Annotated in this window: 15 protein-coding genes; 7 read left to right on the top strand and 8 right to left on the bottom strand. The window is 52.9% G+C overall.

The features are described 5' to 3' along the window. Nucleotides 1-22: 22 nt before the first annotated feature. The 4 genes from AB1L42_RS09890 (at nt 23) to AB1L42_RS09875 (ending at nt 4,545) form a co-directional block, all read left to right on the top strand. Entirely contained in the window at nt 23-1,114 is a 1,092-nt protein-coding gene (locus AB1L42_RS09890; RefSeq protein ID WP_367053974.1) for an ABC transporter permease, read from the top strand. Nucleotides 1,115-1,466: 352 nt separating this feature from the next. Continuing rightward, nucleotides 1,467-2,786, top strand: coding sequence for a beta-ketoacyl-[acyl-carrier-protein] synthase family protein (locus AB1L42_RS09885; protein ID WP_367053971.1), 1,320 nt, complete (start codon nt 1,467-1,469; stop codon nt 2,784-2,786). Nucleotides 2,787-2,893: 107 nt separating this feature from the next. Further along, nucleotides 2,894-3,577, top strand: a complete 684-nt coding sequence (locus AB1L42_RS09880; RefSeq protein WP_367053968.1) for a glycosyltransferase — start codon at nt 2,894-2,896, stop codon at nt 3,575-3,577. Beyond that, nucleotides 3,574-4,545 (top strand): glycosyltransferase, encoded by a 972-nt coding sequence (locus AB1L42_RS09875; protein ID WP_367053965.1) that lies wholly within the window; start codon nt 3,574-3,576, stop codon nt 4,543-4,545. Before AB1L42_RS09880 ends, AB1L42_RS09875 begins: the two co-directional genes overlap by 4 nt. A 41-nt stretch (nt 4,546-4,586) precedes the next feature. On the opposite strand, the gene AB1L42_RS09870 is transcribed toward AB1L42_RS09875, so the two are convergent. After that, complete coding sequence (locus AB1L42_RS09870) at nt 4,587-5,333, bottom strand: phospholipase (RefSeq protein ID WP_367053962.1); 747 nt, start codon at nt 5,331-5,333, stop codon at nt 4,587-4,589. A 255-nt stretch (nt 5,334-5,588) separates the two neighbouring features. Here AB1L42_RS09870 and AB1L42_RS09865 point away from each other — a divergent pair, with 255 nt between their 5' ends. Further along, nucleotides 5,589-6,914 carry a 3-deoxy-D-manno-octulosonic acid transferase gene (locus AB1L42_RS09865; RefSeq protein ID WP_367053959.1) on the top strand — a complete coding sequence of 442 codons (1,326 nt, stop codon included), beginning with the start codon at nt 5,589-5,591 and terminating at the stop codon, nt 6,912-6,914. Nucleotides 6,915-6,971: 57 nt separating this feature from the next. On the opposite strand, the gene AB1L42_RS09860 is transcribed toward AB1L42_RS09865, so the two are convergent. From AB1L42_RS09860 to AB1L42_RS09835, 6 genes are all read right to left on the bottom strand, one after another. Then, entirely contained in the window at nt 6,972-8,981 is a 2,010-nt protein-coding gene (locus AB1L42_RS09860) for a molybdopterin biosynthesis protein (protein ID WP_367053956.1), read from the bottom strand. Continuing rightward, entirely contained in the window at nt 8,978-10,096 is a 1,119-nt protein-coding gene (locus AB1L42_RS09855) for a hypothetical protein (protein WP_367053953.1), read from the bottom strand. Before AB1L42_RS09855 ends, AB1L42_RS09860 begins: the two co-directional genes overlap by 4 nt. 385 nt (nt 10,097-10,481) lie before the next feature. Next, complete coding sequence (locus tag AB1L42_RS09850) at nt 10,482-12,872, bottom strand: hypothetical protein (RefSeq protein ID WP_367053950.1); 2,391 nt, start codon at nt 12,870-12,872, stop codon at nt 10,482-10,484. A gap of 295 nt (nt 12,873-13,167) precedes the next feature. Next, nucleotides 13,168-14,958 carry a hypothetical protein gene (locus AB1L42_RS09845; protein WP_367053947.1) on the bottom strand — a complete coding sequence of 597 codons (1,791 nt, stop codon included), beginning with the start codon at nt 14,956-14,958 and terminating at the stop codon, nt 13,168-13,170. Between the two features lie 222 nt (nt 14,959-15,180). Continuing rightward, a complete protein-coding gene (pilM, locus tag AB1L42_RS09840) occupies nt 15,181-17,346 on the bottom strand; it encodes a type IV pilus assembly protein PilM (protein WP_367053943.1) in 2,166 nt (721 codons plus the stop codon). A gap of 642 nt (nt 17,347-17,988) precedes the next feature. After that, the gene (locus tag AB1L42_RS09835; protein ID WP_367053940.1) at nt 17,989-18,363 is read right to left on the bottom strand and encodes a hypothetical protein; all 375 of its coding nucleotides are present in this window, start codon (nt 18,361-18,363) and stop codon (nt 17,989-17,991) included. Nucleotides 18,364-18,528: 165 nt separating this feature from the next. Between AB1L42_RS09835 and glp the strand changes: the two genes are divergently transcribed. Together glp and rpsB are read left to right on the top strand one after the other, a co-directional pair. After that, on the top strand, nt 18,529-19,824 hold the full coding sequence (glp, locus tag AB1L42_RS09830; RefSeq protein ID WP_367053937.1) for a gephyrin-like molybdotransferase Glp: 1,296 nt from the start codon (nt 18,529-18,531) through the stop codon (nt 19,822-19,824). Between the two features lie 76 nt (nt 19,825-19,900). Further along, nucleotides 19,901-20,647, top strand: a complete 747-nt coding sequence (gene rpsB / locus AB1L42_RS09825) for a 30S ribosomal protein S2 (protein ID WP_367053933.1) — start codon at nt 19,901-19,903, stop codon at nt 20,645-20,647. A gap of 200 nt (nt 20,648-20,847) precedes the next feature. On the opposite strand, the gene AB1L42_RS09820 is transcribed toward rpsB, so the two are convergent. Next, complete coding sequence (locus tag AB1L42_RS09820; RefSeq protein ID WP_367053930.1) at nt 20,848-24,861, bottom strand: PVC-type heme-binding CxxCH protein; 4,014 nt, start codon at nt 24,859-24,861, stop codon at nt 20,848-20,850. Nucleotides 24,862-24,868 lie beyond the last annotated feature (7 nt).

Raw genomic sequence — 24,868 nt, 5'->3', positions numbered from 1 at the left:
CCCGCAGTGCTTCGGAATTTTCATGACGGAACCACAGATCACGGAACTGAAATCGATCCCGAAATCTCCAAGCTTCTGGAAAGAAGCCTGGCGGCAGTTTCGTCAGCGCAAACTTGCGATGCTCAGTCTGGGCTTCGTGCTGTTTCTCTCGATTGTGGCCCTCTTTGCACCGGCGATTTCCGGAAGCAAACCGATCGTGTGCAAGTACAAAGGGGAAATCTACTTCCCGATGCTCGGCTACTACTCGCCTCGATTCGAAGCAACTTTCCTCAGCGAAAACTTCTTCGGGAACTATCACGACAACTTGAAGGAAAACGATCCTGACAGCTGGGCGATCTGGCCGCTGCACTTCAGCGACCCGAATCGTCCCCTCGATCCGGATGAGTGGCCCGGATATCCACGCACACCTCAAAGCTCCGCTCCGAATTCGATTAACTGGTTCGGGACGGATTCGAAAGCGACGGATGTCTTTTCGCAGATGGTTCACGGAACGCGGACAGCTCTACTTGTCGGTTTCGTGTCGATGGGAATTGCCTCAGTTATCGGGATCACTCTCGGCGGACTCGCTGGCTATTTTGGAGGATGGACCGATTCTCTGATCAGCCGACTCATCGAAGTCGTGATGTGTATTCCGACGCTGGTTCTGATTCTGGCGCTCGTCGCGGTCATCAACGAGCGGACCATCTGGCACATGATGGCAGTTATCGGAGCGACCGGCTGGACGGGGATCGCCCGCCTGACTCGGGCGGAGTTCTTGAAGCTGAAAACGATGGACTTCGTCTCGGCAGCCCGTGTCCTGGGAGTCGGGCACATCCGAATCATGTTCAAATACCTGCTTCCGAATGCCCTCGCCCCCGTTCTCGTGCCGATCACTTTCGGAATTGCAGCTGCGATTCTCATCGAGTCTGCCCTCAGTTTCCTCGGTTTCGGCCCGGCGAATTCCCCAAGTTGGGGAAAATTGCTGAACTCAGGCCGACAGAATCTGGAAGACTGGTGGCTCATTCTCTTCCCCGGTTTCGCCATTTTTCTCACCGTTTTGGCTTACAATCTGATCGGCGAAGGGCTGCAGGAAGCGACCGATCCGAGGCTGCGAGACAGCGGAAGCATGGAATAACAGGTTGTCGCTGATTACCATCTCGTTACGATTCGAGTTATTCTGATTTCGCACAATTGTTTGGGAGGAGCCGGAGAACTTTCCGGGATGCTCCCGATATGGCAATCTTTTGAAGGAAATCACATCGTCAGAGTACGATGATTATTGCGGTCAATCACAGAAATCCCTTCCTGAGTTGACCGTCTGAAACGGTGATCCCAACAGATCAAGAGAGAACGCCGGCAAGAGCGACAGGCTCTCCGCTTCGAGTCTCAGAATTACCGATAACATTGATAGACGCTGGTTCGCCAGGTCCGGCGTTTGTGGATTCATTGACAATTCCCTGGCAGACAGATCTAAGACAATTCCAGCAATGAGTTCACAGACCAAGCAGCGACGAGTCGTCGTCACCGGTATTGGCGTCGTGTCGCCAATTGGAATCGGACGTGAAAACTTCTGGACGGCGCTCAATGCCTCCCAGTCGGGCATCGGGATGGTCGAGTCCGAAGACCGCCATGTCGCTTTTCATGGTGTCGGAGGAGAAATTCCGGAATTCAACGAGAAGTCTCTGAAGAAAGAGTACTTCACGGAAAAGGACCAGAAAAAGAGCATCAAAGTGATGTGTCGAGAGGTCCAGATGGGCGCAGCTGCGGCATTGATGGCCCTCCGCGATTCCGGGATCGATATGGACTCAATCGACCATTCGCGCATCGGCGTCGAATACGGCGCCAACCTGATGTACTACCCTCCAGATAGTCTCGCCGACGCTTGCAAAAAATGCGTTTCTGAAGACGGAGAGTTTGACTACCGCGAATGGGGTGGGACCGGACTGGGGGCGATGGAACCGTTGTGGATGCTGAAGTATCTCCCCAACATGCCAGCTTGCCACATCGGGATTTTCACTGACTCACAAGGACCAAACAATTCTGTAACGATCGACGAAGCTTCCGCCGGTGTGGCGATGACGGAAGCGTTGAACATTCTCGAGCGTGGTGCCGCTGAAGTCATGATCGTGGGCGGTACAGGCACACGCCTGCATCCTGTGAAAACCCTGCACGCCCGCCTGCTGGATGAACTTGGCTACGACGAAGCCAATATCTCGGCAAGCTGTAAACCATTCGATCGCAACCGGAATGGACAAGTTGTCGCCGAGAGCGCTGGCTGTCTGATTCTCGAAGAGGAAGAACACGCTCTCGCACGAGGGGCAACCATCTACGGCCGGTTCCTAGCTGGAGCGTCGTCCTGTGTCGCTCGTCCCGATGGAACCGCAGATACCCGTCAAGCGGTCACAAACTCACTCAACTCAGCGATGCGTCGTGGGCAGGTTCAACCGTCAGATCTTGGGCACGTTAATGCTCACGGTCTCGGCACTGTCCGTGATGATCAGACGGAAGCAGCGAGCTATCGAGAGATGTTCGGTGATCACGAGATGCCCGTAACATCGTTAAAGGGGTACTTCGGAAACTCTGGAGCAGCTTCCGGATTCCTGGAAGTCGCTGCTTCGCTGCTGGCATTGAATCAGGGAGTGATTCCGCAAACGCTGAACTGCTCTGAACCAGATGATTCGCTGGGAATTCAGGTCGTTTCGGGAGAACATCAACCCACTCAAAACAAGCTGTTCGCCAATGTGAACTTCACCTCATTGGGACAGGCGAGTGCTGTGATTCTGGAAGCGAATTCGTCCGCTTCATAGTCCTGATTCGAGTTCCACTGTCAGACGCTTCCATGTGATACTCGCTGCATTGATGAGACGACCATTGCGCAACCAGTCTTTCGACTATTGAAAGACTGGAGAACCACGTGGACAAAACGACGATCATTATTGCGCAGTTCGGTCGCAGCGACCTGACCTTGAACTGCGTCCGATCTCTCACAGAGCATCATCCGCATCTCGCTGAGATTCTGATCGTGGACGATGGAAGCGGATCGCCTGATGTAGCTCCCCTGCAATCTGCTCAAATTGAACGCTGCACAATTCTCAGTCGCCCGGTCCGCAGCGGTGTGACTTCGTCCTGGAACTTCGCAGCCCGCTTCGCACGAGGCCAGATGCTCGTATTCTTGAACAACGATGTCATCACCACCGGCCTTTGGTGTGACTCTCTGATTGATCCCCTCGCCGACAATTCCTGTGTGATGACTGGTGTCGAGCGACGTCCGGCCGTTGAACTTTCAGATTCAATTCGTGAAGCATGGAAAATTGATTCGCTATTGTCGGGGTGGTGCTTCGCGATTCGACGTGAGTTCTTCGCTCAATTGAACGGCTTTGACGAGAAACTTCAATTGTACTTTTCTGATACCGACCTTCAGTGCCGTTGCCTGGCTCAATTTGGCCACGGTGCGATTCGCACGGTTGAAAATCTTCCGCTTCAACATCTGGGTCAGCAGACGACGAAAGACCTCCCAACTCGCTCCCAACAATGGAACGATGATCGAAACCACTTCGAAAGGAAGTGGAATTGTTCACCGAGCAAAAGCAGCTCATGAGAATCGCTCAAGTCTGCAACGTCGGAGAAATCTGCGGGGGAACGGCGGCGTGCGCATGGTCCATCACTCTCGCCTTCCCCGACGTCGATCACACGGTCATCTTTCTCTCGCCTCCGAACTCGCGAACCGTTGAAGCCTTTCAGCACTGCCAGTTTCATAGCGCGAAGTCAATCACTGACGGAATGATTCGCCATTTGAATGTCGATCTAGTGATCCTCCACAACTCGACACCAAATCGGGTTGCGCAGATCCGATCGACACCCAGCATTCAATATCATCACTCGATGGGCTCCCGGACTGCGGCGGACGTTCATCTGGCATGTTCGAAATGGCTGCATCAACGGACACCTCAGTCGACTCAAGTCCTCTGGCAACCGACTCCAATTCCGATTCAACGCACCGACAATCCATCGCGTAACGCGGCAACCAGCCTGCGCATCGGTCGCATTTGCACACCCGACGATCGAAAGTGGCCACAAAGCTTGATCCCTCTCTATGAGCGACTCGCGGAAAGCTTCAAAAACGTGGAATGGGAGTTTATTGGCGCTCCGGGGACTCTACGAGAATCGCTGCAACATGCCTGTCGGGGCAACGCACGCTTCATCACTGCTGACGTCTCCGCACGGTCAAGATACTGGTCTTGGCACGCACTTCTCTACCATCATCCTACGATCTCAGAATCGTTCGGGCGGACTGTCGCGGAGTCGATGAGATGCGGGACAGTCCCGATTGTGGATCGGAAGGGAGGATTCTGCGAGCAAATCGAATCCGGGAAAAACGGGTTTCTGTGCACCAACCCGGATGATTTCGTCGCTGCGATTCACCAGATTCAGGATCGAAATCACTTGTCGCAGTTGAGTCAACGAGCTCAGGATTCGAGCCACGAAAAGTGCTCTCTGTCAATCTTTCGCAGTCGATTCCTGCGAATCCTCAATCAACTGAGTCTGGGCGACAGCTTCGATGCATGACCGAGACCAAACCTTTAAACGAACTCGTAGCACTCCGCGAGTCACGAACTACGAGCTGAAAGTTTGTCGAGCACATCTTTAATGAGGACAGCCGCGTTCTGGATTGCTTCTGGAGGAATCGTGTGAGGGCCATTGAACTCGAGGAAATCGGCATCGGCTCCCGATTCCTCAAAGAGATTGTACAGCCACTTAGCAGCTTCAAAGGGCAGAATCGGATCGGTGGTTCCATGACTTTGGAAGATTGGCAGGTTCGCGAGAGACGGGGCCAGCGGCCGCCAGACATCTTCATTCAGAATGGTCCCTGACCAGACAATCAGCCCGGCGGGCTTGGCTTCCGAGTGCAACGCATAATCCGTGGCCAGCATCGAACCTTGAGAAAAACCGCCGACGACAGTTTGGCTGATGGGGACATTCAATTCGGTGCAGAGCTCGGTCACGGTCTGAGTGAGAAGCGACCGCGCTTGTGGAAGTTCGGCCGGAGATTCCTGCCTCAGATCTCGGAAGTCACCAGATGAAATCGCTCGATTCAGCCGCTCCATGTCAAGATGCCACCACGCCCGGGAGTCACCAAAACCACCCTCTCCCAACGAAATTGGGGCGTGCGGGAAGGCGAACGTGACTCGCTCACCATCTTCTCCAAGCATCCCCTTCAGATAGTGACCAAGCTGCGCGAGATCGTCACCGGGCGCTCCGAATCCATGACAAAGCACGACAAGCAACTCGGTCCGATCTCCTGGGAAGATGTGACAATTGAGTTCACCAATTCGGCGTTTGGACAGTTCGGACATCTTGCTTCAAAACCTCTGCTATATCATTGATCGAGTTCCGGAAACGTGGAGTCCGGTCGAGAACGTCGCCTCTTGCTGACAGGTTCAACTGTAGCGTGTCGGTCAAACTTCGAAAGCGATGAATCCGTTCCATCTCCAGCAAAAAACGATCTTTCTGATTCTTCATTAAACCAATATGCTGTTCTCAACGGACGAACGCATCACTCCATCTTGGAGCGATGCAGGATCGAAAATTCTTCTGCTGAGAGCACGGTTGTGAAAGGAATCCTCTTCAATGTGGTCTACATTGCGGGGATTCTCTGCGCTCTGCCGTGGCTTCTGTATCGACGATTCCGCTACGGAAAATACCGTGAAGGCTGGCGTCAAAAGTTGTGGGGTGAACTCCCGGTCAGAACCTCTGACGCACACCCATTAATCTGGATTCATGCCGTCAGTGTGGGCGAAGTGATCCAGCTCAAGCAGATTGTCGATGGCTTAAGATCGCTCAACCCGACGCTGGAATTCTTGGTCACAACCACCACAGAAACCGGTTTTCAGGTGGCGAACGAAAAGCTCACCGGTTGTCGCGTTTCTTACTTTCCACTCGATTTCACATGGACCGCCCGCAAAGCACTGAAGCGTGTTCGCCCCAGCCTGATCGTCCTTGTCGAACTGGAACTCTGGCCAAACTTTCTCGCTGAAGCATCACGCTCAAAGATTCCCGTCGCTGTGATCAACGGTCGCATGAGCGATCAAAGCTTTAGCGGGTATCGGAAAATCCGAAGCCTGATCAAACAGTCGCTGCAGGATCTCTCTTTGGTTGCAGTGCAGTCGGAAGAAACGCGAACTCGATTCGTCGAACTCGGGAGCCGAAGCGATCTCGTTCACGTCACTGGTTCCATCAAATTCGATGGTGTCGAAATCGATCCATCCAATCCAAACGCACTGCAACTGCGGGACTTCTTTCAGTTGAAGGAATCGGAACTCGTCTGGGTCGCAGGAAGCACGCAAGCCTCGGAAGAGGAAATGGTCCTCGACATTTACCTGCGACTGCTCGATAAGCTTCCGAAGAGCCGATTGATTATTGTCCCTCGGCATCCGGAACGCGGTCCTGAAATCGCGGAGATGATCGAGCGACGCGGCTTCCACGTCATCCGCCGATCATCACCACGGCAACAAACCTCTGACAATCATCGAACAGCTATTGGTCTTCTCGACACTGTCGGCGAACTGAAAGCTTGCTGGGCATTGGCAGATGTCGCGTTTGTCGGTGGAAGCTTCGGCAACCGCGGCGGACAAAACATGATCGAGCCGGCAGCTCACGGTATTCCTGTCTGCTTCGGTCCGAACACGCGAAACTTTCGGCAAGTCGTCGAGCTGCTTCTCAAAGCGAATGCCGCACAACGAGTGGCAACTTCCTCAGAACTTGAAGAGTTTATCGTACAGTCGCTTACCAACTCGAACGATGCACACGCGATGGGAGAGCGAGCGAAAGAACTCATCTCCGAACAGCAGGGAGCGACCGAAACAACGTGTCAGCTGTTGCTGAATTTACTCGACTGCAGTCAAGCAGATTCCATTGAGCAGTCGAACGCAGCTTGAGCGAAACGCTTCATCCGTAGCGACAATCAAACGCCTGGTCATCGAGTGAATTGAGACTCACTCATTCTTGCATTCGCTGTCAGTAACAAACTCGTACCCCATCTGCTGCAAGCTGGCGCGTAGTTCGGGCTTCTGAAGTTCGGCGACGAACCGTTGAATCGGAATAGTTTGTCGATTCTCGCGGCGGACGACGAAATCGAAGTGCTCGTTTCGAATGGGAATCGTTTCCAGTCCGTACGATTCTGCGACCGATTGGATGGCAACTCCCCAGTCAGCCCGACCTTGAAGCACAGCGGCCGAGACTGCGTTGTGCGATTTCACTTGCATCGAATAGCCGGGAGGTCGATGAATCCCTGCTTCTGACATCAGCCGATCGATAAGAATTCTCGTCCCGCTTCCGGAGTTTCGATTGACCATCGACAAGTCCGACTGCTTGGAAACCTTGCGAAGAAAGTTGTCTTTGTTCGCTCCTGAGAAACGGTCATCATCTTTTCGAAATACGAATGACTGCATCCGCCGATAGCCTTCGATCAACTCGAGGTTCTCATTGAGATACGGCGTGTTGTATTGACCGGTTTGTGGATCGTAGAGATGAATTCCCGCGAGATCACATTCTCCGCGTTCGACGGCCATCAACCCGGCCTCGCTTCCCACGTGCATCACAGAAACTGCACAACCTGTTTGCCGCAGCGAGCTGACAACACGATCCAACCCGGCACAGTGACTGCCAATGATGACGAGTTCATTGGCCTGAATCTCTTCATCGATCAAACTGACTTCGACAAATTCTCCGGCATCGACAATCTCGACGTGTTGAGGAATAACGACGAACCCATCTGCCATGGAAAACGTCGTGACCGAACCCGACCCTTTGCCCATCGGAAAGGCTAACCGTCTCTCGGCATCACCGAAGAGCCGGACAAGGACGTACTCTGTTCGACCTTTGTCTGAATGAACTCGTGCAGGCAGTTGAGCCCGAACTTTGCGGGCAGCGGTTTCTGGAATGCCTGCGAACTGCCGAATGACCGGCGCGACGAACTCATGAAATGTGAAAATTGCTGAAGTTGGAAAACCGGGAAGAATCACGACTGGCTTTCCGTTGGTCACAGCCAGACAGATTGGTTTCCCCGGTTTCAAAGCGACTCCATGAGCCACGATTCCGGGGTTCTGCAATTCTCGAACAACTTGATACGAAAGATCGCCAGCCCCTTTTGATGTTCCCCCTGAGAGTAAAACCAGATCGTATTGAAGCCCCTGTTTCACAATCTCGCGCAGCAACTCTTGATCGTCACGAACACGGCCGAGCAGAATTGGTTCGCCTCCGCACTCCTGAACAGCAGCCGAGAGAATTGCAGCGTTCGAATCGTAAACCGATCCCAATAGGAGCGGCTGCCCCGGCTCAACAACTTCATCACCAGTCGAGATGATGGCAACCTGAGGTCGACGACGAACTGCAACCTGTTCCAGTCCCAGCGAGGCCATCACCCCGATTTCTCGCGAAGTGATCGGTGTTCCTGCCCAGAGAACCGTTTCTCCTTTTGCGATGTCGCTGCCAGCGAACGAAATCATATTCCCCGGCGGCACCGAACGCGTCACAGCTATTCGCGGCGGAGATTCTGAATCCACGACATCCGTGTCTTCGATCATGACAACAGCGTCTGCACCTCGCGGAACAATTCCGCCTGTCGAAATCGGTGTCGCAGTCTGCGGACGGACCACGATGGTCGGAGACTTTCCCGGTAGCAGGGACTCTCCATTGATCACAAGGCTCGCTGGGTCCTCCTCCTGAGCACTGGCTGTATCAATCGATTGAAGGGCAAACCCGTCGACGTTAGATCGATCGAATCCTGGAACATCGATCGGAGAAATGATATCGCTCGCGAGAATGCGTCCGCGAGATTCACCGAGACTGACAGACTCACTCCCGAGCGGTTTTAAATTGAGATAGCTGGTAAACCGCTCCTTCGCTTCATCCCGGCTGAAGACCGATAGAAACTGCTTCTGTCGCGAATCTTTCAGATACTGAGGAGCGTTGTCTGAATCGGTTGAGTCCGGCGATGAATTCACGGGGCTGATTCCAGTTCTGTTTTCATCCACTTCCTGACTCGATGATTCTCGCTGTCGCCGATGTAGATGCTTCCATCTTCTGCAAGACAGATCCCGTGCGGGCGGGCGAGTCGGCAATGGCTTGGAACTCCATCCGGTCCATCACCTTTCATTCCATCACCCACGACAGTTTCGACGCGACCCGTCGCTTGTCGATAAACACGAATCGTGTGACTTTCGGTGTCGGCGAAAAAGAGATCTCCTTCCGGGCTGACAGCCACTCCTTTTGGGCCCGACAACTTCGCTTCCTTGGCTGAAGAAGAATCCGAATACCCTTTCTGTCCGGTCCCTGCGAGGTGATGAATCTTCATCGACTTCAGATCGATCCGATAGAGGGCGTTTCCTTCTCTCAAAGCCAGATAGAGGCTCTGTTTTCCATCGAAATCAAGAGCACGTGGTCCATTGAGAGGAAGATTGGAAACGTGCTTTCCGTCCGGAGTGGGTTGCTTCATCCCGTTGCCTGAGAACGTTTCGATGACGCCGGTTTCCAGATCGACAATCCGAATGCGATGATTTCCGATATCGCAGATATAGAGTTTGTCCTGATCATCAAAAGTGATCGAGTGCGGACGATTCATCTCAGCTTGAACGGCTTGCCCGCCATCGCCTGAGAATCCCGTCTTCCCGGTTCCAGCAACTGTCGAAATCACTGCGGTGCGCTGATCGACTTTTCGGACAACAGCGTTTTGCATCTCAACAAAATACATATCCCCTTTGGAATCAAAACGGATTTCATACGGTTCATTGAGCTCTGCCTCGGTCGCCAATCCTCCATCTCCCGAGTAACCCTTCTTGCCTGTGCCAGCGACAGTCGTGATTTTTCCGCTGGAAGGGTCGATCCGACGCACGACGTGCGTATCAACTTCGCAAACATACAACGCTCCGTCAGGTCCGATCTCAACGCCAAAGGGATTGCCGACTTGTGCCTGAGCTGCGGGACCGCCATCTCCGGAATGCCCGGTCTTTCCCGTACCTGCTATCGTCAACACCTGGCCAGCATCGAGGCTGGAAACTCCAGAAAAGATCACGAGTAGCAAAAGACTCGTTGGAATGTTCACTGTGCTATTGCCTCTCATTCGAGTTGCCTTCGTTCAAGAACAGATCATCAACTCTGCAGTCTGGTCGTTTTTGATTGTGAGCGACTTTCGCCCTCGCAATCGAGTGATCAGTCGATGTGACGAGACGAAAACATGCGATTCTTCTGGTCACACCCAATACGAATTCGTCAGCCATACCTGAACAGTTTCTAATCGTTCTGAGTCGAGCCAGCAAGCAGGGCATAACACTTGACAACGAAGACCGTGGTCGACTCGAGAACAATCCCGGTCGCGTGTTCCTCTTCACGAAAAAGGCCCGAGAGGATGAACTCCCCTCGGGCCTTAAACTGATCAGTAGTTGCGATACGTCTTGCTTTTCGATGAACTCTATTCCGAGTTCGCTCAAACCGACAAGACGCGAACCTTATCGTCCACCTGGATAGCCGGACGTACCGCCCGTACCGCGTGAACGGCTGCCGGAACTTCCGGATCGACGCTTTCTCAATACGCTTCGATCACGACGGCCAGTCGCTCCGATTTCTCCGTACATTCCCATGCCGGAACCGTATCCTCCGTCGTAGTCGCCTTCTCCTCCGTAGCCACCATAACCACCGGCGTAAGGACTTGAAGCTAACGCAGAACGATCAAGGTAAGAGTAAACCTTCTTCTGTTCTTCCATGTACTTCTGCATGTACTCACGCTTGCTGGCCTGCTCTGACTCGTCGTGACGTTCAAGCATCCCGTCGCGATTCTTGACGAGGATCTGACCGTCGTTACGGAACCGATCGCTATATCCACGAGGCAGTTTCAGCTGCAGAGAAGCTTCGACCAATTCTCCAGAGTGGAAGTCGGAATCGATCCGCAAATCTTCGATAGCATCCACCAAGTAAGTATCCGCTGTGAACGTGTACTTCTCTTGCTCCATCGTCTGCTCACCAAGGTCGATCACTTCTGCATCGGCTGTGCCTGCGAGATCCTGCCCCGGATGCACTTCGATCTTCTGGTTCACCATGGTTCCGTACTCGGTATCCCACTGGTAAACGTCAACTTTTGCAGTTGGCAGAACGCGAGTACTGCGTGGGCTGCTGACTTCTGTGAGGAAGAACATCAACTCGTCATCCACTCGCACTGGGTCCGTCACGTTACTCCAGTCAGTCGTACGGGTTTCCCCTTCGACGACGTGTTGCAGTCCACCTGCGTCTGCAATTCGCTTTCCGAAGTTCGGGTTCTCAAGGACAAACCGGACTCGGTACTGATACGACCGTCCAGGCTCAACGCTGAAATCGAAATAACGGAACAACAACAGCTGACCAACTGCGGACAGTCGACCATTGATCCACTCTTCAATCTTCTTCTTGGTAGCCGTTTCGTCTTCAGCACCTTCAGCGATCTCATCGACGAGGGTCTGCATTGTCGGATTGGTTTCGGTTGACTTGTTGCGGCCTCTTCCGCGTCGACCGCTTCCTCCGAAGCTGCTTCCGCCGTATCCGCCTGGATATCCACCTCCGTCATAGCCGCCGCCGTCGTAGCCGCCACCATATCCACTTCCGCCGTATCCGCCCCCATAACCTCCACCACCGTATGGGTTGCCATATCCCATCAACTGGCTTTGCATCTCTCCGGAATCAAACTGGAAGTCATTGAAGCCTCCTCGTTTGACACGTGTTTCCACGATTTGCTTCTTTGAATCAGCGAGCTTTTTGAGCAACGCCTCGTTCATTTTCAGTTCGATTTCCATCTCGTCTTTGCTCAACACGAAGTTCTTAATTCGTTCGTGTGTGGCTGTATTAATCCAAGCTCCAGAGATACGCATTGGAAGCGGCATCGTGATCACGCTGTTGGTAATCACACTGTTGACGACATCGGGTTCGAAACCAGCAACGTTATCCAAGACATCGAAAGCAACATTGATGTCGACCGGTTCCCAAGGCCCCCAGGTTTTTCCATCGGGCTGAAGCATTTGACGTTCGAGTTCGAAGTCAACAATCTGGAACAGAGCGGCCGCCATTCGTGTTGACGTGTTGGTCGCTTCTGCGAACTTCTTGATCTGATCCCAAAGAGGAAAGACTGCTCGGACTGCGACAAAGTGATAGCCCTGTCCGTTTTGTTTTGGCAGACTCGGGCCACTCATACCGGGACCACCAGGACCGCCGTAACCTCCTCCGCCGTATCCGCCCGGATAGGATGATCCGTAACTTGAGTCGTAATCGCCGTCGTACCCGCCGTTGTAGCCCAGTTCGATGGCAAGATCTCCATAGCCTTGAGCCTGACCACTGTCGTATCCACCTGGATATCCGCCTCCTAACCCACCAGCTCCGGCAGGTCGTTCGGCAAGTTCGTCACCGAAGATGCTGTCTTCAGGCTCTTCTTCAGTGGACAGTGAAGCAAGTTCTTCTTCTTCCGAGAGACTCTCTGGCTCATCAGCCATTCTGAGAAAGACTCGGCTCGATGTTGCGATGAGTGACTCTGGAGCATCGAGTTCTGGTTCGCGAACAGGTTCATCCTGCCCTTCAGCCAGTTTGAACATTCGTTCGCTCAGCTCCCAAGGTCGGGGATCGACGCTGGCGTAGAGTGTCCCATCAACAACCGGATCCGTTTCAGTATCCTGAAACTTCTCTCGCTCCTCTTCCGGCCATCGATTACCGGCAAGATTCACTTCGCCAGTGTTGACACGTTGAAGGATTTCCCCCGGAGTTCCCTGATATGGACTCCACTGGGTTCCGATCAATCCCATCAAAACGACAACCACCACAATCCCGAAAACGACTTTCTCGACGTGATTGATCGCAGACTTCTTGATGTCAAACTTCGCCATAATTTACCTCAACCTATTTGGTTGTAGAGCATTCGAAACTGGCTTCTCTTACTCTGTCGCACATCAATGTGCTTCGAACTTCAATGTGCGTTGTCTTGTCGACGCTCACCGGAAGGCGAATCAGAAATCCAACGATTGTGAGATGAACTTGTCACTCGACGCTGTTCGAACTTCTGAGTTTGCCTCCGCATTCTCTCTTCAATCAGTACTTCACATGACCGTTCGAGAGACTCGATGTTTTTGACGCGGTGAACTTCAAATCGTTCCCCGGAACTGGTCACTTTACCAAACGATGTTAAGGCTCTTCCGGAGCCGGAGTTCCATCGTCTGATGTCTCAGTTGTACCGTCAGCCGGAACTGTTTCAGCCTCGACCGTTTCTTCTTCGACGGCTGATTCCGTTGCAGGAATTTCAACTGGGTCGACACTCTCTGTCGCTGGGATTTCCAACGAGTCACTTTCAGTCGCCTCGGGAGTCACAGTCTCCGATTCCATGACTTCAGTTTCTGCCCCGTCGGTTGAGATTGTCGTATCGTCAACGATTGCTCCGTCTTCACCAGCTGTTAGAGCATCGATGATTTCTTGAGGCTGTTTGAACATCGTGATGACGCCGCACAGATCAAGCTGAACGAGATCTGGATGGTTCATTGCTGCGGTTGCGTAGGTAGGCAGATTTGAACTCAGATTTCCGACTCCCGGAATTCCGGCAGCTTGTCCACCGGCTCCGAGGCTTCCGAATCCACCGCCGTAGCTTCCACCGTAACTTCCAGCATAGCCACCGCCGTAACTCTGACCGCCATCGTAGTCACCTTCTCCGCCGTATCCGCCCATCATTCCCATGGGGCTTCCGTACATTGACGAACCAGCACCTGCTTCGGAGAAATAAGGATTTTTTCCGACATGGAAACGCGTCACACGAATTGGCCACTCCGAGTTCGCCAGTTCGACGATGAAGTCAGGAATCTTGCTCTGCATGATGATGACGCTCATGTAGAACCCGCGTTCGAGAACTCGCTTGTCTTCGGAATCGGCAATGTATCTCAGCTGTTTGCCACCGGCTGCCATTCCTCCGTAACCGCCACCATAACCACCAGAGTCATAGCCGCCGCCGTATCCACTATCGTATCCCATGCTGGCAGATCCCGCGGAAGCGGACGCGTCCGCAGGAGATCCAAATTCTTGAGCGGGATCAAACGCCACGTTCACAGACATCGATGCTCCTGAGCCACCGCGATCAGATCCGTATCCACCGCCGTATCCTCCGCCACCGCCACCAGGGCCTGGGTAGCCGCTGTCATATCCACCACCGTAGCCGCTGTCGTACCCGCCATATCCACCGGCACCGGCAGGTGCTCCAGTTGGACGCGGTTCTCCCGATCCGCCGAACAACTTCAGGATGTCGATTCGACGCAGAACGGCTTCGGTCACCGAGTCTTTGTCTTCATTCATTTTACGAACAGCATCGAAGAGCAGTTCGAGCAACCAGATGTCGATTTGAGCATTCCAGACCTGTTCTGATGTCGCTGCCAGACGGTCAAACTGAGCAATTGGAAGCTGGGCTGCGAGGATGACTTTTTGCTGCCATGGAACGTCCGCTTCTTTGGGCATGGCTCCACCACGACCGGAATACGGAACTCCAATCGCTGTTCCACCCGCTGCGTTTCGATCAATTGGCATCACAGGTTCGACGCGTTCTTGCAGCTTCAACATCAGCTGTGGGTAGTGCCGCTTGTAAGTGTCAGTCACATCGAGATCGAACCCTTCGGGATCCATGAAGATCGGAGGGACATCGTTCGCGACAACTGCCGGCCAAGTCATCCGTTCCTTCTGCTTGTTCCAGATCTCGACGATCGAGTTTTCGACATTCTGCTCGTACTCCGCGTTGATCTTCGCGAGCTTCTCTTTGTAGTCCTCGTTCGGGTCGTTCGTTCCGGTCGGAATCGTCAATCCTTTCAAGGTCGATTCCCGCTGCTCGGTCGCTGCCTTCAATGCGCCGTTCGCAGAGAAGAACCCGTACATCGCCAATGGCAACGTCAGCGCACCCAGAATCCAGAATCGATTTCGGATGAGAGGTTGGAGTTTATCCATGACAACACCTTATTGAGGCGACAACTGAGATTCGCAAACCAACGTGTTTCACGTCTCAGACAACTGTCTAATTTGTATCAATTTTCAGGAGCCTCTGTGGGTCACAACAACGATCGGAATCGTTGTTCACATTCGACTCACTGGCTTTCTTTGGCAACCTTTCAAACTCGACGAAGATCGTGCTCGCCGAATTCACAGCCCCGCAGTTCTACGGCGGAGCAATTACTCCGTCGCAGTTGTTTCTTCCGTGGCGGCCGGATCAGCCGGATCACTACTCAAATCTTCGACGGGGATGTCTTCAATGACCTCTTCCACTTCGACAACTTCTGTTGTCCGTTCTTCAGGTGGAATCGGCACCCAGGCGAATTGAATCTCGAAGTTGGTTTGTTCGAGTTCTTTCACACCTTCACGAGGAGTTCCTCCAGGGCCAGTTGTTGGCATTGGAGATGTCGTTCCGTAACCACCACCTCCGTATCCACTTGGTCCATAACTCCCTGTCGCCCCGTAGCCGCGAGAGCTACCTGCTGCCCCGCGATTGTTTCCCCCAGCGAGAACTCGTGAGTTCTCAGTTGGTGGGGCTCCAGTATCTTCGATAATGATTTTCTTGGTCGGACTGAAGTCCATGACTGTCGCGTGCGAAATTCCCATCCGAGTGACATCCCGTTCAGGGAAACCAGGTCTCTGAATGGTTGGCTGATGAAGATTCTTGAGCAGAGTATGTCGGATGTAGTTGACAGATCGTCCGCGAACCGGATCGTTCTCGTCGTGATGCCAGTGCATCCCTTTGAGAGTGACGATATATCCTTCGCCACTAGGACCGGTTTCACGCTGGTCAGCCGGGATCATCGACTTCTGCGGTCCCGTCAGTCCGGCGTACCAGGTTGCGACATCCGCCACACGGTCGGTACTGAACTCAATGAGCGAAATCTGATTTCTCAGTTCGATTGCGTCCGGCTCTTCACCTTCATCACGTGGAAGGCAATCGATCACTGCGTCGTAGAGTTCCAACCATTGAACATCACGACGACCGTCGATCAATCCGGTGAGTCGCTCGCCTGTGGCGGTATAACGACCAACTTCCGAGTCGTAGCTTGATTTCAGGCTGTTGACCTTCGAGTTGAAATCGTTGGCCTTCTTTTCAGCGTCAGCAAACTCGTCGGTATGAACAGTCTGATACGAGACGGCATTCCCGACGGTAGCCAGTGAGAAGCCCAGCAGCATTGTCGCTGCGGTCGCGACTGCCCATGGCTTCTTCTTTCGAATCATGCGAGCCTGAGTAATCTCAGGCGGCAATAGTGTCGTCTGGATTCGTGAGACACCCAGCGACTGCAGGCAGAGACCGTATGGAACGGCAAAGCTCAGGATATTTTCGGCGAACATCGGAGAGTTCAACACAGCATCGCCGGCGAGTGCGTTGAATGTTTCCGGACGCTCAACTTCGTACTGCAGGTTCTGCTGCAGGAACTTCTGAAGACCGGCCAGCTTGAAGCCATTCCCCAGCCCGATGACTTTCTCGATTTTCGCTGTTCGATTCACGCTCGAGAAGTAGCCAATCGAACGCTGAATTTCGGAAACGTAATCGTTGAAAACTGGTCGCAGCGCCTGAAACACAGCTCGCGGATCAGGTGACTTCGTCGCGTTACATTTCAGGTGCTCTGCTTTCGCGAAGCTGAGCTTCATTTCTTTGGTCAACGCTCGCGTGAAATGATTTCCGCCGATCGGGACATTTCGAATCCACACGTTGTAACCGTTGGTCACCATCAAGGTGGTGTTGTCACAGCCCATGTCCAGCACGATGTAATGCTCTTCACCAGCATCACCTTCAGTGTCTGAACGAATCCCCATTTCGTCGACACTGACAAAATTGTACAGCGCGAGTGGAGCGATCTGAATGAGATCGAGCTCGACTTTGTTGTTCGTAAACGGACGCATGTGCTGATAGACCTGATCGCGCTTCATCGCAAACAAACCGACCTCTGCGTCGAGAAGGAAGCCACCCTCTTCTGCTCCAGCACCGAGCGGCTGGTAATCCCAAATCACATCTTCCAAGGCGAAGGGGATCTGCTGCCGAGCTTCGTACTTGACGATCTCGTGGAGCTTGCCAGCTTCGACAGGCGGCAGCTGAATGAATCTCGCCAGTGCGGATTGTCCGGGAACACTGATGCCGACGTGATCGCCGGTCAAATCGTTACGAGACAGAAACGTCTGCATCGCTTCTGGAACGATTTCTTCAGGAATTGCATCCGGCTGAGAAAGAATCTTCGGGAAGGGAATGTAATCGAATGCCTCAGCGACAACCTGATTGGCACTCTCGATATAGCGAACCTTTAAGGCCTTCAGCCCAGCCTGGCCAATATCAATTCCCCACGCTGCTTTTGGTTCTGCCATTCAATTACTCTCCAAGATAACTAACTCCGATAGCCTGATCAGTTCAGAATAGTACTGATCACACTTAACGGTGATCCGACGCAATCTTCGCGAACCTCAAGTCGAGATTCACATCCGACATGTGTGAAGGAAATTCTATCTCTCACACCCAATGACCGACTACTCCCGCGGAGCAAAAACATGCGATCAACACAACACTCGACTCAGGAAACCGAACTCAACCGAATAGAGTTCCGTCTCGATCCGAAATGCCACATTGCTGATGTCATGTCAAATTGAATTGACGTTCTGAAACGAACCGAAGTGATGAATTGATCATAATTTATGCGAAACGTTCATCATCCGCAAAGGTGAAACAACGAAATCCGCAAAAAGTGCATGCTCATCGCATCCCGCGAACACGTGAAGAATTTCCCCTCGAGATGCGCAGCGGAGAGCGACCTTTCAGTCAATTCTCGGCTGCACTGCTCGAAAAAGTCGACTCCTCACAGAAATTCGACGCCCGCGATCCAGAAAAGTTTCAAAAAACTCATTCAAATTTCTCGACCGGCCCACGGACTACAAACTTTTTGACACTCAAAATGCACACAGACGCGTCATCCTGACACATTGAACTCGCATCGCTCTGAAAATCTTCAGCTGTCAATGAAACTCGGGCCAACGTGACCAGGCATAGGTCCATTCCATCCACATTCTCATCACAGACCACAAGCTGCGCATTTTCGTTAGCTGAGACTGGTCGAGCTTTGTCTGACTCGCCACAGAAAGCTGAGCAGCCTGCTGCAACCCCCATCGCGCCGACAACTCCGCGCACAGACCGTGCTCAGAAAGATCGAGTTCAGAATCGTCTTCGACAAGTCCTGCTTTCTCAGCTTCGACGAACAAATCAAACAATTGAGACCGGGCTGGATCGACTTCCAGTGGCTTTTGATTCTCTTCGCAATGTGAAATGATGGCGTCAATCTGATTGATCAATCGATCGAAGATCAGCTTCTTTGACGTCGAATCGTCAGACATTTGTTTCCTGCAATGTTAGTTTGAAATCGAAATTGGCGACCGAAACCGGATTGGGATTCGTTCCTCCGCAAAGACCAATCGTCCCATCCGCGAATTCATTGTCAATACACCGGAAACACGTCACCACTCTGACCTCCTGAAGAAAACCCGACCTGGCAAGCACTCATGCAGCAGCCGCCTCCATTTCGTGACGTCAGAATGTCGGGATTTCGAGACAGAAACTCGGTCGCCGAAGCATGGGACTGGATTGACTCGCGCAGCGTTGCGATGCCGCGAACTTCAGAAACGGTCCCCCTAGAATTAGCCTACGCACGTCGGGCAGCCGCGACAATTACCTCGTCAATCAACGTGCCCCCCTTTGATCGCTCCGCGATGGACGGGTTTGCCGTGATCGCTGACGACACGACCGGTGCGACCACTTTTCAGCCGACCACGATGCGAATCGTCGGCAACTCTTTCCCCGGAAATCCGTGCTCGACTCGAGTCAACTCGGGTGAGTGCGTGCAGATCATGACCGGGGCTCCCATTCCCGACGGAGCAGATGCAGTTGTCCCGATCGAATACGTCGACGTCTCGGAGGATAGGATTCGGGTCGCAACAACGGTGGGTCCGATGAAAAACATCGGTCGCACCGGGGAAGACCTCAAAGCGGGCGACGCTGTTGTTCAGCAAGGACAATTCCTGCGGCCGCAAGACGTCGCAGTCCTCGCTTCAATCGGCATCCCGGAAGTCTCTGTCCTGCTGCCGCCGCGAGTTAGAATTGTCGTCACTGGAAACGAACTTGTTCAGCCGGGAAGTGATCTTCCGGATTACCAGATTTACGAAGCCAACTCGTTTCTGCTGCGAGGAGCTGTCACCCGCGATGGTGGACAAATCGAATCTGTTCACTTTGTCGCCGACAATCCCGACTCAATTCGAGCCGCACTTCAACAGGCTGGCGCGGACATTATCTTGATCAGCGGAGGATCGAGCGTGGGTGCCGAAGACTATGCCCCGCAACTCGTCGCCGAACTCGGAGACCTGCCGATCCACGGGATTCGAATGAGACCTTCCAGCCCGACCGGAATTGGAAAAATCGAGTCGACGACGATTTTCCTGCTCCCGGGCAACCCTGTCTCTTGCATGTGTGCTTACGATTTCTTTGCGGGCCGCTTCATTCGGAAGATGCTCAACGACGTCCGAGACTGGCCGTTTCCATCCACGATCGGAAAGCTCTCCAAAAAGGTCTCCTCACCACTCGGGAGAACAGATTACTGCCGTGCCCAACTGAAAGGAGATCAAATTCAACCGTTGGCGATCAGTGGTGCCTCGATCCTTTCTTCAACAACCCGCGCAGATGGTTTTTTCATCATCCCGGAAGAATCCGAAGGATTTTCAGCCGGAACCGAAGTCCCAATATACATTTACGACGACCGACGCAGTCCGCAAAGAGTTTCAAATCGGCAACCTGACATTGTTTGACTTCAATTGTAGAAGAGGTTAGGATTCGCGATTCCACTGCGGTCGCAGTACGCCTCAATCACTGGAGAATTTTCACGTGGCGGAAATTGTTGTAAAAGAAATTTTGGAAGCTGGTGTTCACTTCGGTCATAAGACAAGCAAGTGGAACCCAAAAATGCGCCCATACATCTATGGGAAGCGGAACAACATCCACATCATCGATCTCAAAGAGACGATCCGCGGACTCGTTCGGGCGCAGAAATACCTGTACAAAGTCGCTGCTCAGGGCAGCTTGATTCTGTTTGTCGGAACAAAGCGACAAGCCGTCGACATCGTCAGCAAAGTTGCTGAAGATTGCGGAATGCCTTACTGCACAGAACGCTGGTTGGGTGGAACACTCACCAACTTCCGTACTGTTCGCAGCCGCCTGAAACGTCTCGAAGAGCTCGAAGCTCTCGACAAGAGCGGTGAGCTGGCAACCTTCTCGAAAAAGCAGCAGTCGCGACTTCGCCGTGAACTCGACAAGATTCAACGCAACCTCGGCGGGATTCGCGATATGAACCGCCTGCCGGAAGCAGTCGTGATTGTCGATCCTTCGAAGGAACACAACTGCATTCACGAGTGCAAGATTCTCGGAATCAAAACCGTCGCCCTGATCGATACCGATTCAGATCCTGATACTGTCGACCTTCCAATTCCTGGAAACGACGACAGCATCCGATCAATTCGAATCATCCTGAGCTACCTCGGAAATTCGATCAAGCAAGCACGCGGTTCACAGCCTCAGAAACAGGACCCTGCCTCAGGCGACGAGCCAAAAGCAGTTCCTTCAATTCAAGGCTAATCCGCAGAATCGAGTCATCACCTTTCGAAGCGAGTGACTCCTGTAGACAAACGAACAACGACCTCGAAAGCTCACTCAGCTTTCGAGGTCGTTTTCTTTTGGTTCATTCTTCTTCGCGGAACCCCGACTCGGACATCTTCTGACTCGGCAGAGATCAATTCGCACGAGCATGCTCTTTTCAGCTGGCTGCTTCGACCTTCTTACTGAATTGAGAGCAGATAGGAGATCAGGTTTTTCATCTCAGAGACCGAGATCACCTTTTCGAGCCCCTCTGGCATCAGCGACATTCCCGTGCTGGTGAGTTCGTCAATTTCGTCGACCGCAATCTGGTCTTCGATTCCTTCGGCTCGCCGTAAGGTGAGGCTTGTTGCCGATTCATCAGCGATGAGTCCAGTATGCGTTCGCCCTTGTTCGGTAATCGCAAGGTAATTCACGAACTGCGGATTCACTTCGCGATTCGGATCGAGAACGTTGAGCAGAATGGCTTCAGCTCCACGGTTTTTCATCGCTCCCAGATGTGGCCCCACCTCGAATCCAACTCCGTCGAGGCGATGACAGGTTGCACAGTGCTTAACAAACACCCCTTTCCCGAGAGCTGGATTGCCGCTGGCATCAAGAGCTTCTGAGTAATCACTGATAACCTGAGCTCGACTTGATGAAGGACTTCGTTCAAGAATCGCCTTCGCGCGCTCAGCGACTTCAGATTGACCGGATCGCATCACTGACTCTAAGCGAACTTTCGTGAGTGTCGCTGGAGACACATCGCCAGCGTCAATCGCGTCGAAGAGAATCCCCACTCCACTCGCATCACGGAACAGCACCTCTTCAGCCTGCTGCCGAAAACCAGGACTCCACGCCATCCAGTGCCCAACGATTGTTTTGGCGGTTTGCTGAGAGTCGATCAGGGAACACGTTTCAAGAATCGCGATCTTCAATCGAATCGGGACGGAAGTGCTTAACAGTTCCAGCAAGCGAGAAGCGTCTTCAGAATTTTGACTCAACTTCAAATTACTGACAGCCTGAATCCGTTCTTCAAGCGACGAATTGGAATCAAACGCAACGTCCCGCGATATTGAAACTACTCGAGTCGCCAACCGGTCAATCGCCCCTCCACTCGCTCTCTCTCGAAGCGATGGGTTCGCTTTCAAGACGACTTCGAGCACCTTCTCCTGAACTCTTCCCCCATCTTCAACATTCTCAACGAACTGCTCGATACACTCTTCAATCGACTCGCGAGATTCCGTGCGACTCACAATCTCCATCACCATTCCAAGACAGTCCGGTGCATGCGAACAGTCAAGAAACTGCTTGTCCTCGATCAACTCTGAAAAGAGCTCTTTGGCTCCATGGCTCAGAGAACTCGCCATAGCAAGACGCATCCACGAATCGCTGCCATCTCGAACACAGCGTTGATGCAGAATCGCAAGCTTCTCATCTTGATCAAGCTGTCCAGCGGTGAATGCCAACTCGTAGCGAACCCAGGCATCTTCATCGTTGGCCATCTTCGTAAGCTGCTCACCGAGTTGACGAATTTCTGAATTCCACCGAGTTCTGCGAAGTGTCACTTCGCGAACTCTGGGGTCAGAATCTTCGAGCAGATGAGAAATCAGTTCCGGAGAGAGTTCCCCAAGACTCTCCAGCAACGACATCGCATGGATGCGCCCCAAAGCATTTTCACCTGAACTCGCCTGCTCTTCAACGAGTGCAATCGCGCCGTCACCATTTCGCTCAAACAGCAACCGACTGGCCGTCTCGCGATGCCAGGCGTTCGCATGCCCCAGATAAGCAACCAACTCCTGAGAACTAAGACGCCCCAAACGAATCGCTCGCTTGGATTCTTCGGCTCGGGCCGAACTCTCATCAACTTCAAGAACTCGATAAAGCCGCCCGCGATCGCGGCCACTTGTTAGGTCAAGGTGTTGCTTAATCTCGGGCGGAAGGCTCTTCGGATGCTCAATCGTTTCGCGATACATATCCAAGATGTAGAGCGTTCCATCCGGGGCGTTTGCAAACTGCACCGGCCGGAACCAAACATCTGAAGAGCGGACAAGTTCCTGCTCACGATCGATTCGCTGCGCCTGAATTGAAAGACCGTTGGCGGTCACTTTTTTCCGATGAACAATGTTGCTGCCCACATCTCCAATGATCAGAGTCCCAAGTTCGTCTTTCCCCCAAGCATCGCCGCGATAAACAGTAATCCCCGTCGCTCCGGTGAAGTAACCTGCGGGCCGACCGCCTCCTTCAACTGGTCCGGAGACTTGTCCGGAAACGCGCAGACGCGTTCGAACGATTCTCCAAGGCTCGACAGGACTGATGCGATACACCGGAGCTTGCCCTCCGTCATCAGCGACGCGAACACGCGGCCCGACCGTTGTATATGCCGGATTTCGTGAGATGTCCCGGTCCTGATACATCACCATTTGGGCGTGATCGCTGTTGGAGCAAACATACTTTCGACCGTAACTGTCGAAACTCATTCCGTGTTGCGCCCCTCCACTTTCAGCTCGCAGGTCAAGCTTCAATGGGTCGAAGGAAAAGTCACGCCCTCGGAGCTGAATTCCGGCATCATCAGCATCACCAGCTCGTTTCACAATTCCACCGGACGAACTCGTCGCTCCGTGGATGCGGTTATCGAGCCCCCATCGGAACGAATTCACAAGCCCCTGAACATTCGAGCGGCCGAATCCAGTGAAGACAACTCGACGCTCATCAGCTTGACCATCATTGTCATGATCTTTGAGAAACAGAATATCCGGTGCTGCTCCCACGAAGACTCCACCGTTCGAGCAAATAATCGCAGTTGGCCAGGAGAGTTGCTCTGCGAAGACCGAACTCTCATCGAAGATGCCATCTTCATCGGTGTCGGTCAGCACGACCACTCGACCGAGTTGTTCATGCTCCTGCTCTGAGTAGTCTCGCATTTCAACGACGAACAACCGGCCGTCTCCGTCAAACGACATCGCGACAGGATCGGTCACTAATGGTTCGGTCGCGACTTGCTCAATTCGAAACCCATCGATCACTTCCAAGCTATCCAAAGCTTCTTCCGGATTCTTTCCGGGAATACGCGGAAGCTCTGCCGCATAGTCGATGCCGCGAAGAGGAGTGTGACTCAGTTCTCGATCCAAAAACTCGTAAGCTTCCTGACGAGTTTCCGTCGGGAAATCGTGATCGCACTCGGGATAACGAATCACAACTTGATCCGTCGCATCGAACATGGAATACACACCGAGTATCAACGGAACCGAAGCTTTCACACCTTCCACAGCGAAGTTGTCGTCCGCCAATGGACTGCTCGAAAAGAAGGCCCGAGGAGCAATCGCAGCGATCGACTCTTGTAGATCAAACGGAACAAGCGATGAATCGCCATGATACTTGGTCTGTATCAGGGGCATATACCGATCACTTGTCCAGCCTGTTAAGTCTCCACCTTTATAGTACGGGAAAGGAGTCCAGCCACAGCTTGTCACGACCGCTTGAATCCGCTCATCGAAAGCTGCCACAAAGATTGCGTTGTGTCCGCCTAATGAGTGCCCGATCACACCAATACGGTTCTCGTCGACTTGCGGAACTTGATCAACTAGAAAATCAACACACCGCTGATGGTTGACGACCCCCTTCATCGTACCCGAGATATAATCATCCGAATTGAAATCGTAGTTAGAATCCCCGAACGAAGGATAATCCGGAGCGAGAACAACATAACCTCGCTGGGCTAATTCAACAGCGTATTGCCGGTTCGGCCGCGGCCCCTCCCCAGCGACAATCCTTTTGCCAAGCGGCCCGGTTGGATGAAGTGCCAAAACAGCCGGGAACTGCCCGTGTACATCTTTGTCAGCCTGACCTGACTCTTCAGTTAAGGCAGCATCTGGAATGTAGAGGTCAGCTTTGAGAAAATCGTTGGGCTCGACTTTCAGCTGCACGGTTTGGCGTCGAAAACCATCTCCTTTCAGGATTTCTTCGTACTGAACTTCGAGTTCGCCCAACTGCTGCCGGTCCGGGAGTTCTCCCATCACCTTCTGCATATTGATGAGAATTTCCTCCCGCCTGGCCTTCCACTCTTCCGTCGAGCCAATGACTCTAACTGCGTCTCTGGATTCCATCGTGAGTGGATTGCGAAGCAGCACTTTTTCCTGAGCATTTGCAAATTGAAGCGTAAAGACGTTATTGAGCAGAACGCCAACGACGAACACCTGCCAAACAAGCAACTTCATCAAACTT

It is taken from the genome of Thalassoglobus sp. JC818, assembly GCF_040717535.1.
Lineage (GTDB): Bacteria > Planctomycetota > Planctomycetia > Planctomycetales > Planctomycetaceae > Thalassoglobus.
Note: the sequence above shows the minus strand (reverse complement) of the source record. Positions and strands in the feature narration are given on the sequence as shown.

Excerpts from the sequence above, each read along its gene's own strand:
- AB1L42_RS09845 (WP_367053947.1), bottom strand. The coding sequence starts at position 14,958 with ATGGATAAACTCCAACCTCTCATCCGAAATCGATTCTGGATTCTGGGT.
- glp (WP_367053937.1), top strand. The coding sequence starts at position 18,529 with ATGCAGCAGCCGCCTCCATTTCGTGACGTCAGAATGTCGGGATTTCGA.
- AB1L42_RS09870 (WP_367053962.1), bottom strand. The coding sequence starts at position 5,333 with ATGTCCGAACTGTCCAAACGCCGAATTGGTGAACTCAATTGTCACATC.
- AB1L42_RS09890 (WP_367053974.1), top strand. The coding sequence starts at position 23 with ATGACGGAACCACAGATCACGGAACTGAAATCGATCCCGAAATCTCCA.
- AB1L42_RS09855 (WP_367053953.1), bottom strand. The coding sequence starts at position 10,096 with ATGAGAGGCAATAGCACAGTGAACATTCCAACGAGTCTTTTGCTACTC.
- AB1L42_RS09850 (WP_367053950.1), bottom strand. The coding sequence starts at position 12,872 with ATGGCGAAGTTTGACATCAAGAAGTCTGCGATCAATCACGTCGAGAAA.
- AB1L42_RS09835 (WP_367053940.1), bottom strand. The coding sequence starts at position 18,363 with ATGTCTGACGATTCGACGTCAAAGAAGCTGATCTTCGATCGATTGATC.
- AB1L42_RS09885 (WP_367053971.1), top strand. The coding sequence starts at position 1,467 with ATGAGTTCACAGACCAAGCAGCGACGAGTCGTCGTCACCGGTATTGGC.
- AB1L42_RS09875 (WP_367053965.1), top strand. The coding sequence starts at position 3,574 with ATGAGAATCGCTCAAGTCTGCAACGTCGGAGAAATCTGCGGGGGAACG.
- AB1L42_RS09820 (WP_367053930.1), bottom strand. The coding sequence starts at position 24,861 with ATGAAGTTGCTTGTTTGGCAGGTGTTCGTCGTTGGCGTTCTGCTCAAT.
- pilM (WP_367053943.1), bottom strand. The coding sequence starts at position 17,346 with ATGGCAGAACCAAAAGCAGCGTGGGGAATTGATATTGGCCAGGCTGGG.